Annotated in this window: 12 protein-coding genes and 1 pseudogene; 3 read left to right on the top strand and 10 right to left on the bottom strand. The window is 71.2% G+C overall.

The annotated features are described in order from the left end of the window. Positions 1-730 (bottom strand): annotated as a pseudogene (locus ACGFN2_RS28890) (hypothetical protein); the annotation flags it as partial. 378 nt (positions 731-1,108) lie between these two features. Further along, positions 1,109-2,449 (bottom strand): diacylglycerol/lipid kinase family protein, encoded by a 1,341-nt coding sequence (locus ACGFN2_RS28885; RefSeq protein ID WP_393365452.1) that lies wholly within the window; start codon positions 2,447-2,449, stop codon positions 1,109-1,111. A gap of 399 nt (positions 2,450-2,848) precedes the next feature. Between ACGFN2_RS28885 and ACGFN2_RS28880 the strand changes: the two genes are divergently transcribed. Further along, positions 2,849-3,430 (top strand): hypothetical protein, encoded by a 582-nt coding sequence (locus ACGFN2_RS28880; protein ID WP_393365450.1) that lies wholly within the window; start codon positions 2,849-2,851, stop codon positions 3,428-3,430. Positions 3,431-3,452: 22 nt separating this feature from the next. Here the strand turns inward: ACGFN2_RS28880 and ACGFN2_RS28875 are convergent, their stop codons facing one another. Next, positions 3,453-4,301, bottom strand: coding sequence for a YwqG family protein (locus tag ACGFN2_RS28875; protein ID WP_393365448.1), 849 nt, complete (start codon positions 4,299-4,301; stop codon positions 3,453-3,455). Between the two features lie 176 nt (positions 4,302-4,477). On the opposite strand from ACGFN2_RS28875, the gene ACGFN2_RS28870 reads away from it, so the two are divergent. Then, positions 4,478-5,056, top strand: a complete 579-nt coding sequence (locus ACGFN2_RS28870; RefSeq protein ID WP_393365446.1) for an EF-Tu/IF-2/RF-3 family GTPase — start codon at positions 4,478-4,480, stop codon at positions 5,054-5,056. A 115-nt stretch (positions 5,057-5,171) separates the two neighbouring features. On the opposite strand, the gene ACGFN2_RS28865 is transcribed toward ACGFN2_RS28870, so the two are convergent. The 6 genes from ACGFN2_RS28865 to ACGFN2_RS28840 form a co-directional block, all read right to left on the bottom strand. Further along, positions 5,172-5,396 carry a helix-turn-helix transcriptional regulator gene (locus ACGFN2_RS28865; protein ID WP_362614234.1) on the bottom strand — a complete coding sequence of 75 codons (225 nt, stop codon included), beginning with the start codon at positions 5,394-5,396 and terminating at the stop codon, positions 5,172-5,174. Continuing rightward, positions 5,396-5,893: a DUF2975 domain-containing protein gene (locus ACGFN2_RS28860; protein WP_362614236.1), complete on the bottom strand. Its 498-nt coding sequence runs from the start codon at positions 5,891-5,893 to the stop codon at positions 5,396-5,398. The genes ACGFN2_RS28865 and ACGFN2_RS28860 overlap by 1 nt, the downstream gene beginning before the upstream one ends. Positions 5,894-5,992: 99 nt before the next feature. Further along, positions 5,993-6,931 carry an NUDIX domain-containing protein gene (locus tag ACGFN2_RS28855; protein ID WP_393365443.1) on the bottom strand — a complete coding sequence of 313 codons (939 nt, stop codon included), beginning with the start codon at positions 6,929-6,931 and terminating at the stop codon, positions 5,993-5,995. Continuing rightward, positions 6,928-9,009 carry an ATP-binding cassette domain-containing protein gene (locus tag ACGFN2_RS28850; RefSeq protein ID WP_393365441.1) on the bottom strand — a complete coding sequence of 694 codons (2,082 nt, stop codon included), beginning with the start codon at positions 9,007-9,009 and terminating at the stop codon, positions 6,928-6,930. The genes ACGFN2_RS28855 and ACGFN2_RS28850 overlap by 4 nt, the downstream gene beginning before the upstream one ends. A 370-nt stretch (positions 9,010-9,379) precedes the next feature. Continuing rightward, positions 9,380-10,810 carry a cellulase family glycosylhydrolase gene (locus ACGFN2_RS28845; RefSeq protein ID WP_393365439.1) on the bottom strand — a complete coding sequence of 477 codons (1,431 nt, stop codon included), beginning with the start codon at positions 10,808-10,810 and terminating at the stop codon, positions 9,380-9,382. 409 nt (positions 10,811-11,219) lie between these two features. Then, positions 11,220-11,732: an ATP-binding protein gene (locus ACGFN2_RS28840; RefSeq protein ID WP_362614245.1), complete on the bottom strand. Its 513-nt coding sequence runs from the start codon at positions 11,730-11,732 to the stop codon at positions 11,220-11,222. 245 nt (positions 11,733-11,977) lie between these two features. On the opposite strand from ACGFN2_RS28840, the gene ACGFN2_RS28835 reads away from it, so the two are divergent. Continuing rightward, complete coding sequence (locus ACGFN2_RS28835; protein ID WP_393365437.1) at positions 11,978-13,933, top strand: LuxR C-terminal-related transcriptional regulator; 1,956 nt, start codon at positions 11,978-11,980, stop codon at positions 13,931-13,933. A 223-nt stretch (positions 13,934-14,156) separates the two neighbouring features. Here ACGFN2_RS28835 and ACGFN2_RS28830 read toward each other — a convergent pair whose 3' ends face one another. Beyond that, positions 14,157-14,585 (bottom strand): hypothetical protein, encoded by a 429-nt coding sequence (locus ACGFN2_RS28830; RefSeq protein ID WP_362614887.1) that lies wholly within the window; start codon positions 14,583-14,585, stop codon positions 14,157-14,159. Position 14,586: the final 1 nt, after the last annotated feature.

The following is a 14,586-nucleotide window of genomic DNA, read 5'->3' as shown; positions in this document are numbered from 1 at the left end:
ACCCCCGCTTCCGCGCCGTCGGCAGCAGATTGTCCTGCCCCAGCAGACACGGCGTACGCGCCCCCACCAGCTCCTTGCCGTAGTCGAACGGCAGCGCCTCGATATCGCTGAACCCGGTGTTCGTCCGCCACTTGGTGACGAAGTCCATGGCCTGGGATATCTCCGAGTCCCACTGCGCCGGCGTCCAGTGCGCGACGGAACCGGAGGCGGTACCGCAGAAGTGACCGTTGAAGTGGGTGCCTATCTCATGGCCCTCCAACCAGGCCGCTCGCAGGTTCTTGAGTGTCTGCCTGATGTGGTCATCGGTGAGGTAGGGGATGTCGGAGGCGCCGACGGGGTTGTTCGGCGGACGGTACAGCCGCTTCTTCGACTCGGGCAGCAGATACAGCCCCGACAGGAAGAAGGTCATCGACGCGTTGTGGTCCTGTGCCAGCTTGCGGAACCGGGGAAACAGCCCGTTGCCGACCTCGCCCGCGCCGTCCCACGAGAAGACCACGAACTGCGGCGGCTTCTGCCCCCGCGCCAGCCGCTCGGGCTTGCCGGGCTGTTTCGGCTGCTTACCGGTGTACGCGGTCGAGCCGTCGCCGATCGGTTTGCTCTTCGCCTTCTTTCCGGGCTTGGCCGAAACCTTTCCGGATTCCGAGGCGTCGGAGGAGCAGCCGGCGACGGACAGTGCCGTCGCCGCACCCACCCCGAGTCCGAGCATTCCTCGTCGACTGATCTCACGCATAGCGGTCCTCATCGCATGTCATCGCATGTCATCGCCCTGAAGTGCCCCAATGGGCGCCCAGAGAGATGGACGGGTGGACGCCGAGGTTCCGTTACGGCGACGAAACTCAAAAGATGGACCGTGCGGCAACGGAGGGTCGTTAACCGGTCACTGATGAGCTGGGTCGGTGTAGGAGGCATACGTGGCGGTGCAGGGGGCGTGGGTGTCTCCCCGTCGGCGTGGCGTGGCGGGCGGGGCATACGACCGGCGGAGGGCCGGGGGGCCGTGCGGAGGGCGTCTTCGGGGGAAGCCGGCCCAGGCGGGGCGTGCCACCTTGCCAGTGCCGACGGCTCCAGCGGGGCATCGGGCCTGATCAGGCTCAGTCGCGTCCGGCGCCGGTCAGCCGGTGTTCCGCCCCGCCGCGGTCTTCCCCACGGTCAGGGCCAGCCTGCGCACCCTGCGCCAGTTCATCGGCGGCTTGCCGCGCGGCGTGCCGGGACGGTGGCGGGGCAGCCGTACGCGCAGGGCGCCCGGTTCGATCCAGCAGCGTACGGGCGTGGGCACGGTGAGGGCCTCGCCGTCGACGCCCGCGGGGATGACGGGCGCGTCGGCATCGATGACCACCTCCTGGGCGGCGCACGAGGCCAGTCCCTGCCCACGTCGGCCGCGCAGCATCGAGGCCGCCTGCACCGCGTTGTCGACCGTCACACCGAGCACCCCCAGGACGCCGGAGTCCAGCCGTTCCCGGCGCCCCAGCCCCGCGGGGTCTCCCATCCGGTAGGGGTTGTTGCTGACCAGCACGGCCTGCGGCGCGTCGACGGTCATGGCTCCGGCCCGCACCCTCAGACGTGGACCGCTGTGGTGGGTCAGCAGGTCCGGCAGCAGCTGAAGGGTGGTACGCGCCTTGTCGTCGCGGTAGGCCGGGCTCTGCACCACGGTCGCGTAGGCGCCGAAGGAGGCGTTGTTGACGAAGACCCGGCCCGGGCCTTCCGCCGTGGGCCGCCCGACGTCGATGAAGCCCAGGTCGATGCGCAGTTCGACGCCGTCGGTGAGCGCCTGGAGGCAGGCCGACGGATCTTCACGGTCGAGGCCGAGGTCCATGGCGAAGTGGTTGCGGGTCCCGGCGCTGATGACGACGAACGGGACGCCGCGCGCCGCCGCCACACCCGCGACCAGCGCCTGGGTACCGTCGCCGCCGGCCACCCCGAGCAGGTCGGCACCGTCGTCGACGGCCCGCCTCGCCAGCTCGGCCACGTCCTGCGGATGCGCGGGATCGAGCTCGACGACCTCGGCGCCGAGCGCCCTGGCCCGGTCCACCAGGTGAAACCTGCCGACCTTGCCGCCGCCCGAACGCGGATTCATGATCAGGAAAGGGCGCCGCGCAGGAGTGACCGGGTGTTCCGGCGGGGGCGCTGTGCCGGTGGTTTCCGTCAGCGCCGTTCTGCCCGTGAAGACGGCAAGCGTCCACAGGGCCAGCGAGACCAGGACCACCCACAGCAACCCCGCGACCGCATAGAGCACCAGGACGACAACCGGTGTGGCCGCCGCCAGCACGAAAGCGAGCACCCTGATCACACCGGTGTGCGCCAGCACCCACCACAGCCCGGCCGCCGTCAAAACCAGCCCGGCCAGCCCCACGCCCACCAGTGCGACGCTCCGCAGCCCGGCGAACACCAGCAGGACCAGCAGCGCCGCCGCTCCCGCCGCCAGCGCCAGACGTGCGGCCCAACGCCTGTCCACGCGCACCCGCCTCCCGCCGACTCCGCTGCCCCTCCTTCCTCCATTGCACGGGCGCAGGCGACGAAGCGCATCATCTGGCGCGGACGGCCCGGTCTCGGGGCGCCCATGTGACGAGTACGGGCGGGCGGTGGGAAGGGGCAACCGTCCGTCGACAAGCAATGCAAGCTGGTGCCCTCGACCTGATCCGACCTGACCCGGTACGAGGGCCCGAGGGCAGGACGGAGTCAGGACGGAGGCAGGATGGGCAGCACGGTGGGCAGAAAGCTCATCCTTGCGAGGGCAGTTGGGAGAGGAAGTATGGCGCTGATACGGCAGATGTGGTGCAGACAAGTGGAGTGGAAGCAGCTCCAGCCTGGGCGGTTGCGACGGACGAAGGCACGGTGGTGGGGAGTGGACAGGATGGCGGCGGCAGGGTTACCTGTCGTGGTGCTGTTGGCGCTCTCCCTGGCGGCCACCTGCGTGGTCATGGCGCAGGCCCCGCCGGCGGTCGCGAGCGCCGTCCGCCCGGCACCGGCGACGCCTCCGGCCCGTACGCCGGACCCCGCCACACCCGCGACCGCGAGCATCCGGCTCAGCGAGGGGCAGATCGGCGAGACCGGGCCCGGGGGAAGCATCATCTATCCGAGCGTGACGAGCTGTCTGACGGTGACCGTCCGCCTCCGGGACGGTGGAAAGATCGGCGCGCACGCCAGCCTGTTCCAGGTGCCGGGGGAGTACCGCTCGGATCGCATCCTCACCGCGGTCAAGCAGCGGATCGGGGCGCGAGTGGTACGGGCGGTGGAGGTCAGAGGCGCCGTCGGTGCCTGGGACCCGAGCTACTTCACCAAGGCGATCGAGAGCTACGCAGAGGGCGAGCAGGTGCCCGTACCCACTGCGCCCGACCCGAACGGCCTGGCCAGGGTGGTGGGGAACACACTCCGGGTGCCGCCGGCAAAGGTGACGGTCGAGGATCTGCCCGACGGCGACCAAAGGGTGGACTGAGCCGGCCGGGCGGGTACTCCCCTCAGCTGCACTGCCAGGTGAACATCGCGCGGTCGAAGCGGCGTCGGGCCAGGTCTTCGGGGCGTATGAGCCAGTAGAGGGCACCGCAGTCGCCCCACATCATGTCCGCGTCGTCATCCGTGTCGAACTGGGCGAGCAGTACCCAGCGGAGGGCCTCCTCCTCGATGCGGGGGTCGTCCCACGGCGGGCTGCCCAGCGCGCCGCGGGCGACCTCGGTCTCCACCTCGTCCTGCACCGGGTGCGCATGACCGCCGATGCGGTGCTCCGCGCCCTCGAAGTGATCCCACAGGGCCTCCTCGAACTCCTCGTCCCACACCGGGTGGTCATCGGGCATCGGCGCGAACTCCCGGTAGACCGCCGGGTGCAGGGAGTACGGTGCCGTCGTCTCCACGCGCGCCGTCAGCGCCACCTCGGGGTACGGCCGAAGGGCCTCCGGTGCCGTCCGCTCGGTGACGCGGACACCGGCGGGTAGATACAGCACGCGCGCTCCCGCCCAGCTGTCGGGCTCATGGGGCGCGACCACTGCACAGCCGTCGTCCAACTGCCCGTCGAAGTAGAAGAAGGCCAGGGTGCCGTCCGTCGGCAGGACGATGTCGAGGGCGGCCGAGGGGAGTGCGGCACAGTCGAGGGAAGCGACGAAGGAGAGCGGGCCATGCCCTTCCCATATGGGCCACTCCTCGTTCTCCGGCAGCTCCGGAAGACCACCGAGCTTCCCGACGACCCGGTCCGCCTCCGCGGCCTTCTCCAGGCGAAGTCCCGGGCGCAGCAGGCCGATCCACCGCTCGGCGATCTCGTGGGGAAGGTGCTCACGGGCGAGTGTGTGCAGCGCGTCGGCAGTGCTCTGTGTCATGTCGGCCATCATGCACGGGACCACTGACAACGGCGGTTGTTGTCCACAGGCGTGGGCTGATGAGCGTGTGGAGAAACGATGCCTGGCGCGGTCCGGGACACCCGGCGGGCATGATGAGCCTTGGTGAATGCGCGCGCCGGGGGGCGGGGTAGGCGCGAGGTGAGGGTGGGGGTGCGATGAATGCCGCGGTGAAGCCGTTCCTGATGGTTGTCGAGGATGTCTTCGTCCTGCGCCAGGGCAGGGTGGTCCGGGCGACCGGCCGCATCGAGCGCGGCCGGGTCCGTACAGCCGACCAGCTGGAGATCGTTGGTTTCGGCGGCGGCGTGGTCACCCGCGTTGCCGGGATCGAGGAATGCCGGCGACGGATCGAGGTGGCGGACGCGGGCATGAACGTGGGGCTTCTGCTGTCGGGTGTGACGACGAGAGCGGTGGAACGGGGACAGGTACTCGCAACACCGGGGTCGATCGCCGCGCATCTCGCCTTCGATGCGGAGATGGTCCTGCTGCCGGAGGACCAGGGCGGCGCGGAGGTGTGCAGCGGTGCGGACCTCGACTTCTTCCTGCACGCTGGAGCCGTACGTGGCAGGGTGACGCTGTCTCACGGAATGGTCACCCTGCACCCGCTCCACCTGGCCACCGTGGCGGTCACGCTGGAGCGCCCCGTAGCTCTTGAGCGCGGCCGGACTTTCGCGTTCCGTCATCACGGACGCGCGGCCGGCTCGGGGACCGTGACCCGGCTCCGGACCCTGCCCTGAGTCCTCTGGGCGGGCCGCCTTTCGCATCCTGGATGACGGGACTCTGCGCCGTGAAGTCGTGTTCTTCGCGGGGACGGCCGAGGGCCAACTACGGAGCGTTCACGACCTTCAGTTGCTAGGTGGCGTCCGCGTCCTCGTCGGGTACCCAGCGCAGCACATCGCCGGGCTGGCAGTCGAGAGTGCGGCAGATCGCGTCCAGCGTCGTGAAGCGCACCGCCTTCGCGCGGCCGTTCTTCAATACGGCGATGTTGGCGGGTGTGATGCCGACGGCCTCGGCGAACTCGCCGACCGACAGGCCGCGTTTGGCGAGCTGGACATCGAGGTCGACGATGATCGCCACTAGACCACCTCGGCGATTTCGGTCTGCAGATCCGTCGCCTTGTGCAGGAGGCTGCGCAGGACGACGACGAGCATCGCGAACGCGGCCCCCACGCCGACACTCGCCATCGCCGCCGCCAGCGCGCCGAGCAGCTCCATCCCGTCGTCGGGCGAGGGGATGTCGGTCACGGCCAGATGCACGGTGACCCCGATCGCCAGCAGAGTCGCCACGACCGAGCACCCGATGATGGTGTCGACCCACCGGAAGGCCCGCGAGGTGAAGATCGCATCGCGCTGGACCATGGTGAGCAGCATCCACACGGCGGCGAGGGCGACTTGGACGCAGGCGATCCCGACGATCGCCACCGATACGTAGGGCGTGGCGAACGGGGCGTACGGGGGGAAGCTGTCGACCTCGTCGGCCGCCGTGGTCGGGATGACCACGGCCTGGCCGAACAAGCCGAACAGGATCGCTGCGGCGATGGCAACGCGGAGGGCGGCGATATAGATCCGATGCATATGTCGATTATCGATGGCTTTCTATCGAAAATCAATCGCTGACGGCTGCCGGGTTGCCGGGAGCCGGCGCGTGACTGCTGTGAGGCGGCCGGGTGCCGCTCATGCGGTCTCCGTGGACGACGTGCTGTCGGGGGTGGGGGCGGGGCAAAGGAACTTCGCTGCCTTGGCGGTGAGTTGGTGGCTGAAGTAGGACGCGGCGTCGTCGGGGCGCATACGGGCGAGAGCGACCAGGCCGGTGATGACCACGTCGGCGACCTCGGCCTGTACGTCCTGCCAGGTGTGGCTGTCGCCCTTACGGGGGTTGGTGCCGCGCACGCCGATGACGGCCTGCGAGGCCTCCCCGGTCTCCTCGGCGATTTTCAGTACTTGCAGTGTCCACTGCTGTACGGCGTCCAGACCGCGTGCGTCGTCATGGGCGGTGAAACGCCGGGCAAGCCGTGCGACGGTGTCCCAGGTGTCGGAGTGCAGAGGGGTGCCTCCTGGGGCGGCGTGCTTCGGCGGGAGGGAGGAGGGGAGGGGAGGGCCCGTGGTCGCTGTCGTCCGGGCGGGTGCGTCCTCGGTGGCGGGGAAGAGCTTCGCGTGGCGGCGCACCAGGTCCCGGGTCGAAGGGGCCATTCTCAGGCGTGGCATGACCTCTGGCCGGAACCAGTGCAGCAGGACTCCTTCGGTCAGGTGCAGGGTTGCGGGGTCTCCGGCCCAGAGGCCGGCGAAGATCTGGACCGGGATGGTCGTGCCGTCGCCTGCCCGGGCCTGTTCCACGGTGAAGGGCACGAGCTCCGGGATGTCGAGGCCGGCCTCTTCCCGAAGTTCGCGCCGGATCGTGTCCTCCAGGGAACGATCGCCTGGTTCACGGCCGCCACCGAGCAGGGACCACGATCCCGGCTCCCAGATGCCGGGGATGTCGTCCCGGAGGTGCAGCAGGTACGCGCCGGACCCGTTGTGGATCAGCGCCGAGGCGTTCGTCCGCCGGCACTCCGGCGGCAGGGCCGTGTCGGTGGGGGAGGCCTGATCGTTCATGGCGGAGGCCTGATCATTCACTGGTGCACCCTCCTGGAGTTGGATGCGGAGCCGGAGTTGGAGGGGGAGTTGGCGTCGGGGCCGGGATCGGAGTCGGGCGTGGCGGTTCCGGCGGCCTGGTAGCCGGCCGCCTGGAGGGTGAACATCTGGGCGTAGTCGCCGCCGAGGTTCATGAGGTGCTGGTGTGTGCCGGCTTCGGTGATCCGGCCGGCGTCGAAGACGTAGATCCGGTCGCATTCGACGACGCTGGCCAGCCGGTGCGAGATGAGCACGGTGATCTGGTCGGCTCGCGCCTTGTTGCGCAACACGGCCTGGTAGACGGCGTGTTCGGCCTTGGGGTCCATGCTGGCGGTCGGTTCGTCGAGCAGGAGCACGGGTGCGTTCTTGTACAGCCCACGGGCGACGGCGATCTTCGCCCACTGTCCGGCCGACAGCTCCTGGCCGCCCCAGAACCGTTTGGACAGCACCGCCTGCCAGGTGCCCGGCAGACCGGCGATGACCTGCTCGGCTCCGGAGGCCCGCGCCGCGTCCAGCGCCCGCTGGGGATCGGTGTCGGTGAGCGTGCCGCGGGAGACCGTGAGGTTCGCCAGGGCACTGAAGGGGAAGTGCACCGGGTCCTGCAGCACGGTCGCGACACGGGCCTGCAGCGACTCGGAGTCCATGTCCCGCACATCCACCCCGTCCCAGCGCACCGTGCCTTCGCCCGCCTCGTACAGCCCGGCGATCAGCCGTGAACAGGTGCTCTTCCCGGAGCCGTTGACGCCCACGAAGGCGACCGTCTCCCCGGCGCGCAGCGTCATCGAGACACCGGTCAGGGCGGGTGTCTCCTTGCCGGGGTAGGTGTAGCCGACGTCCTCCAGGGTGAGGGCGGCGACGGTGGCGGGTGCGGTCAGCGCGCGCCGCCGGGGCTGCAGTCCTCGGCAGCGTTCCTGGAACCTCAGGAGGTCATCGACCCACATGGCGTGCTCGTAGACCAGGTGCGCCACGTCCACGAAGCGTGTCAGCGCGGTCTGTCCGGTCTGGATCGCCAGGACGGCCCCGGCGCCGGCGGCCAGCGGCAGCCACCCGGCGATCAGCATGGCGCCCAGCGCGATGTACGTGATGCCGGTCCCGATGCCGCCCACGGCCCGGCCGGCCAGCGTCAGCCCGGCCGAACTCATGCCGAGGCAGGTGTCCTCCTCGGCGATCCGATCGGTCAGCCGGCGGTGCTCGTCCAGGATCGCGTCCTGGGCGGTGTCGGAGCGCAGTTCGGCGGCGGCGTCCCGCTCCAGCAGCAGCCAGGAGAAGACCCGTACCCGGCGCTGGAGCGAGTTCCACCGCTTGAAGCTGTGGAACCGCGCCCGCGCCGTGCGTACGGCGGCGGCGCCCACCGGCAGGACGGACAGCAGGAGCAGGGGGAGGAGGGCGGGGTGCAGTGAGGTGAGGACGCCTGCCGTGCCGATCAGCCCGAGGAGTGTGGAGGCCAGGGTGACGACCTGGCCGACGATCTGCCGGGCGTAGAACAGGCCGCGGTCGGAAGCGCGGTAGGCGTCGTCGTGCCAGTCGGCGTCGTCGACGACCTCCAGCCGGACATGCGCGGTCAGCCGCAGGAAGTCACACTCCAGCGCGGTGCGGATCTTCGGCGTGACCCGTGCCTGCGCGACGGCGACGCCGGCCTCCAGAAGCGCCCGCGCGGACAGGAAGCCCACCACGAGCAGGATCTGCGGCACCGCGCTGCGGACCTTGTCCAGCGTCGGCCCGTGGCCGAACAGCTCCCGCAGCACACCCACCGAGGCCACCAGCCCGCAGGCCGCCATCGCCGCGGAGACCAGCTGCAGGACCACGACGGCCAGCGTGGCCGAGCGGTCTGCCTGCCAGGCCAGCCGGCCGATCTGCCCCACGATGCGCGGCAGCCGCACCAGCACCTCGCGGACCGTCGACTGGGCCGCGGCGCCGTCGTAGACCGACCAGTACGCCTCCTTGAGCTCATCGGCCATATCGCCGTCCGCCGGGCCCGTGGGCGCCGTCGTCGGCGGCAGGCCCAGTGGTTCACGGCGGGGACCCGGCACGCCGGCCCGCTCATCCGGTGACGAGGACGCGGCACCTTGCGCGGTGCTCATGCCCACCACCCCCGGTCCGTACGGGAGGCGCGGCCGGCGCGGTGCGCCGAAGCGTCAAGTACGCGCCCGGGGCGGGCGGTCGGCGGCGGCGCGGACGGCCGCCGTTCGAACCGGGGAGGGCCGGTTACGGGGAGGGACGCACAATCCATGGCTTCTCCAGGAGGCGGTCGTGGGCACAGGTGCTCTAAAGAACGGCCCGTTCCGCTCCCCGTAACGGGTGATGAGGAGGCAGATCGTGGATGCATGTTCTATTTGGTGATGCCGGGCGGGCAGGGTCTTGGTGGAGGGGCCGGACCGGCTCTCGAACGGTGTGCATCACCCCATCGTGGGATTGCGCGGCCCTTGCGGCCGAGGTCGGGCGCGGGGCGCCTCATCCCCGTGCCGAGACCGTCACCGTCACCGGCCCCGAGGCACCGGCCCGCGCCCGGACCCGGATCGTGCCGCGCTCCCCGGCGGGTACGACGCGCGGCCGGGCCGTGGCCGGGCCGCGCACCGACACCTGCCAGCCGGCTGCCGTAGCGGGAGTGGACAGCTCGCTGACACCGGAACGCCCCGAGGGGGCGTAGGTGAGGCGGAACGTCCGCGTCGCGGGGCCGTAGTCCCGTGCGCGTACCGTTCCTGCGACCGCGGGGGCGTAGGGGCGCGCGGTCTGATCCTTGTTGGCGAGGAAGCGGCCGTCCTTGTCGACGGCGCAGTAGCCGCCGCCGTAACACCACTCCCAGCCCGACCAGCCGGAGCTGTAGCGGTCGAGGGAGGCGAGGGCGTCGCCGTAGAAGCGCGCCATCTGGGGCAGTGAGCTGTCCCGGGGGCCCCACTCGCCGATGACGACCGGTATGTGCTGGGCACTCGGGTAGGCCGTGACGGCGTCCTCGTACGCTTCCAGCCAGCGCGCCGACGGGTCGTAGTCGCCGCCGGCTTCCATGGTGGCGTTGTAGAAGTGCGGTGCGTAGACGACCTTCGGGTCGTGGATGCGGCCGAGGCCGGTGGGCAGGCCCTCGCCGACGATCGGGGTGGGTTCGACGAACAGTCTGTGGTGGCGGTCGACCGTGCGGATCGCGCGCGCGATCCGGTTGTACATCGGGGTGAGCTGCTCGGACTCGATGCGGCGGGCGGCTGCCGGGAGGTCCTCGCCCGTACGCTGCCGACCCATGGGCTCGTTGATCACGTCATAGCCGAACACGGCGGGGTGGTGGGCGAAGCGCTCGGCGAGCACGCGCCACATGCGGGCCTGCGCCCGCTGGAGGTCGGCGTCCTCGTAGAGGTGCTCGAAGGCGGCCTGTACGGCGGGCTCGAAGTACTCGGCGAACCAGTCGTCCGGGTGCGGGGTGAAGGGCAGCCCGTCGGTGCGGGTCGCCCACTCGGGGATGCCCCGATGGCCGAACTCGGGCCCGAAGACGTCCTGATGGGCGTCGATGACGACCCGGACGCGCCAGCGGTGGGCCCAGTTGAGGACACGTTCGATCTTGCGGAGGTAGCGCGTGCTGTAGTGGCCGGGCCGGGGTTCCAGGTCGTCCCAGAAGACCAGCAGACGCGCGAAGTTGAAGCCCTGGTCGTGCAGATCGCGGAAGTGTTGTGGGGTGATCGCGCTGAGCGCTTCCGCGCCACGGTGCGCCTTGTCCCCGACGTTCCAGCCGCGGAGGGTGAGAGCGCGCCCGCGGTCGTCGGTGAGCGGCGGCGGTGACGGTGGCGCGGTGGCGTGTGCCGCGCCCGGTAAGAGCAGGGCGGCGACGGTGGCCAGGGCCACCCCCACCGCGACGAGGAAGCGGCTCCTGAACGTGATCCCCGCAGGCTTCACACTCACACCGACACGACCTTCCGAAGAGATGGCCCTCAACCCCTGCCCCCAACTTGGACCGCGGGCTCCCGGCACGGCTTCGCCTCCGCCATGGCCTCCCGCTCCGCCACGGCCTCGTACTCCGGACGGTCCGTCGTCGCAGGTCGGTCAACGTCGTTGAACGTCGTTGGCAGCGAGTCGAGTTGACGATTCCGGAGGCTCCGGACCGATCCGGGCAAGAGCGGTATCACGGGACGGCACACAAGTGAAGGCACACAAGTGAAGGAGCACAGGAGCGCAAGCGAGGGCCCCACGTGTGAGGGCGCGCGGGTGAAGGCGCACGCTTCGTGGGCGACACGCGTGATGGTGCGCACCAGCGCCGGGCCGCCCCCGGCGCCGGTGCGCCTCTTCGTCCACCGGGCGATCTCCGGTGGGATCAGGCGGCCCGGTCCGCCGCGGGCAGGCGGGCCCAGTGCGTGGCGCCGTCCTCGTGGCTGCGGGTGCCGTGCGACGTGGCCAGCGTGTCGACGATGTCCAGGCCACGACCGTGTTCGTCCTGGGCGCAGGAGGCCGCCCAGGCTCCCTTCTGCGGACTCGGGCCGCCGTCGGTGATACCGACCCACACCCGCCGGCCCGTCTGCTCACGCAGTACGTGCAGGGCCAGCGGCGGCTGCGCGTGCTCGACGGCGTTGGTCACCAGCTCGGACACCACCAGCAGTACCGAAGCGGCGGCGTCCTCGGTGACCTGCCAGCGGTGCAGCAAGGACCCGACGATGCGGCGGGCGTGTCCGACCGACTCCGGTCGGTGTGCGAGCCGGCACGTCGTGTGGTTGGCGGAGAGGGGGACGTCAGCGGAGCCGGCGGGCGGGGCACCGCCTGGCCGGTGCTGCCGTCGGCGGAGCTGAGCGTCGGTTTCCGGAGGAGGCGGGATCAGGGCGTGGATTTCCATGGTCGTCTGCCGGAAGTGAGGCGTCAGTGATGTCCGTGATCGAACGCATTCAGCGTGCACGGTGACCGCACCGCGAAACAGGCGGAGAATTACGTGCCTCACCACCTAGGTATCGGCTACCTACCCGTGCGGCGCTCTGAGCTGGGCAAACAGGAGCCCCCCCGGCCGCCGGACGCCTACCGGGGGCCGAGGCGGGCACGTTCTGGGCACCGCCCGCGTGCGCGTAGGGACGCTGCGGGTACCCCGTGGGTGCGTACCCCTACGGGTATTCCTCCCCTCACAGGATTGCGCCGCTGCGCACAGGATCGCTGTCACGACGTCCGCGAGCCATCCGGGGAGAATCCATCAACACCGCCGACCAGGACGACGGATCATGTGCGCACTATCGGGCAGCCCGGCTGCTGCACGACCAGGACGGCCCGCTGGAGGGGGTCGCCGGCCGGCTGCTCCACGCCGAACCCGGCGGAAGGGTCTGGGTCGTCGGCGCGCTGCGTGCCGCGGCACGCCTGGCCACGGCGCGCGGTGACACCGAAGCGGCTGTGGCGTACCTACGGCGGGCGGTTCGCGAACTGCCCGCCTCGGGGCAGGGCGCGCTCCTGGCCGAACTCGGCCAAGTGGAGGCCCCGGCACATCCGGCGGCAGCGGTACGGCACTTGTGCGCTTCGCTCGATGAGCTTGTCACCCCGTCGGCACGGCAGGACGTGCTGCCCGTACTGGCCGACGCCCTGGCCCGTGGACAGCGCGGCTGCCAGGCGGCCGAGTTGCTCGAACACGAGGCCCGGGTACTGGCCACGGCCGATCCACCGCGTCGCGATGCCGCGTTCGGCCTGCGGCTGCAGCGCGTGCTGATCGAGATGGACGACCTGGACAAACGGCCGTCGATGAGCGAGCGACTGGCCGAGCTGACGGCCGACGGCGCCCACGAACCGGACCGAGGACAGGGAAACCGGCCGGCACACGACGAGGACCGGGACCGGGGACGGGAACGCGAACGCGAACGGGCGGTGCGGGCCCTGCAGGCGGCACTCGCGGTCGGCACTCCTGCCGACGCCGCCGCCGTGGCCTCGTACGCGCGTGACGCGCTGGCCGGACCGCTGCCGCAGGACGGGGCCGCCGTCTCCATGACCGGGCCGGCCCTCCTGGCCCTGGTCTGGTGCGACCGCTTCGACGAGGCCACGGACTTCCTCAACCGGCTGTCGGAACAGGCCCTGTGGTACGACTCCGCTCCCGCGCGGACGCTGCTCTCGATGGGCCGCAGCGAGGCGGCCTACCGTACGGGCCGCCTGCAGCCTGCCCTGGAGGCCGCCCGCCAATGGCTCGACCTGGCCTCGGCCTCGCACGGGAACCCCATGGTGCCCCTCGCGGTCGCCGGAGTCCTGCGCGTACTGGTGGAGACCACGGGACGGCGTACGGAAGCCGGGGCGCTGCTGCGCTCCGCCGACCCCGAGCGGTACGGCACCGGCTGGCAGTGGGCCCATTTCCTGGAGGCGCGGGCGCGGCTGCATCTGGCGCACGGCGACCTCCAGAGGGCCCTGGACGACCTCCAGGAGTGCGGCCGCCGCCAGATCGCCTGGCAGCGCGACAACCCCGCCCTCCTCCCGTGGAGGTCCCTCGCCGCCCTCACCCACCTCGCGCTGGACCGCCCTGAGCAGGCCGCCCGCCTGGCGCACCAGGAACGGGAGCAGGCCCAGGACTGGGGCACACCGCGCGCGCTGGGCATCAGTCTGCGCACCGTCGGCATGACCACTCGTGGCCGTCACGCCCTGAAGCCGCTGGAGGACTCGGTGGGCCTGCTCGAAGAGGCCGGAGCCGCCCTCGAACAGGCCCGGTCGCTCGTCGAGTACGGCACCGCGCGCTTCGCGGCCGGGCACACCCGGCTGGCCCGCGAGGTGGCCTTCCAGGGGCTGGCCCTCGCCCGGCAGTGCGGGGCCGTCGACCTCGCCGACCTGGCGCGCGACCGCCTGCGCGCGTTCGGTGCCCGGCCCCGGAGGGCGCATGCGACCGGGGTCTCGGCGCTGACGGGCAGCGAACGCCGCGTCGCGGTGCTGGCCGCTCGCGGGCAGACCAACCGGGAGATCGCGGAAACCCTGTTCATCACACGGCGGACCGTCGAGAACCACTTGACCGGCACCTTTCGCAAGCTCGGCATCACGGGCAGAAGGGAGCTGGCGCCCTTGCTCGCTCCCGAGGGGCGGTCGTGACGGGGCGGTCGTGACAGGGGCCGTGACGGGGCTGTCGTGACGGGGCGGCAGGCCCCGTCGGCCGTCGTGGGAGGGGGAGCGGACCTGGTCGGGACCGTCCGTCGGGGAGCTGTCCGCGACCGTCCGTAGCGACGGGCCCGGCCGCGGCCGTCCATGCTGCACGGACGGCCGCGGCCGGGGCGGACAGGAGCCCTGGGATGCCCGGAGCCCCGGGTGAACCGGCCTACCTGGCCCGCTTCAGCCCCGCGTACTGCAGCGCGCCGAACACCACCACCGCGACGCCCAGGAACGCGACATAGCCGTAGCCGAGGGGAGTGATCGGGAACCAGCTCGTGCCGGCAGCGATGATCGCCACGCAGCCCACCGCCCACACGGCGTTGAGGGACACGGCGCTGACCCCGATCGTCCGGATGACCGCCTGGTGGGTGCCCGCGTACCAGAGCGCGGCGGCGTAGAGGGCCAGGAACCCGCCCTGGGCCCAGTGCAGCCAGGCAGGCAGGCCGAGCAGCGACTCCAGTGGCGTGGCTGCCAGCAGGCTGAGGGCCGCGACGAGCCCGGAGACGGTGCCGTCCAGCTTCAGGGCGAAGCGGAGCAGGTCATCGCTTGCGGCCGGCCGGAGCGTGCCGCGGCGGGTGGTTGTTTCGTCAAGCATG

Origin of the sequence: Streptomyces sp. NPDC048612 (assembly GCF_043199295.1) — a bacterium.
Classification (GTDB): domain Bacteria; phylum Actinomycetota; class Actinomycetes; order Streptomycetales; family Streptomycetaceae; genus Streptomyces.
This window is presented reverse-complemented; position numbering and strand designations above follow the sequence as displayed.

Coding starts and splice junctions, on each gene's coding strand:
- ACGFN2_RS28875 (WP_393365448.1), bottom strand. CDS start 4,301: ATGACACAGAGCACTGCCGACGCGCTGCACACACTCGCCCGTGAGCAC.
- ACGFN2_RS28870 (WP_393365446.1), top strand. CDS start 4,478: ATGAATGCCGCGGTGAAGCCGTTCCTGATGGTTGTCGAGGATGTCTTC.
- ACGFN2_RS28840 (WP_362614245.1), bottom strand. CDS start 11,732: ATGGAAATCCACGCCCTGATCCCGCCTCCTCCGGAAACCGACGCTCAG.
- ACGFN2_RS28860 (WP_362614236.1), bottom strand. CDS start 5,893: ATGCATCGGATCTATATCGCCGCCCTCCGCGTTGCCATCGCCGCAGCG.
- ACGFN2_RS28850 (WP_393365441.1), bottom strand. CDS start 9,009: ATGAGCACCGCGCAAGGTGCCGCGTCCTCGTCACCGGATGAGCGGGCC.
- ACGFN2_RS28830 (WP_362614887.1), bottom strand. CDS start 14,585: ATGCTTGACGAAACAACCACCCGCCGCGGCACGCTCCGGCCGGCCGCA.
- ACGFN2_RS28880 (WP_393365450.1), top strand. CDS start 2,849: ATGGCGGCGGCAGGGTTACCTGTCGTGGTGCTGTTGGCGCTCTCCCTG.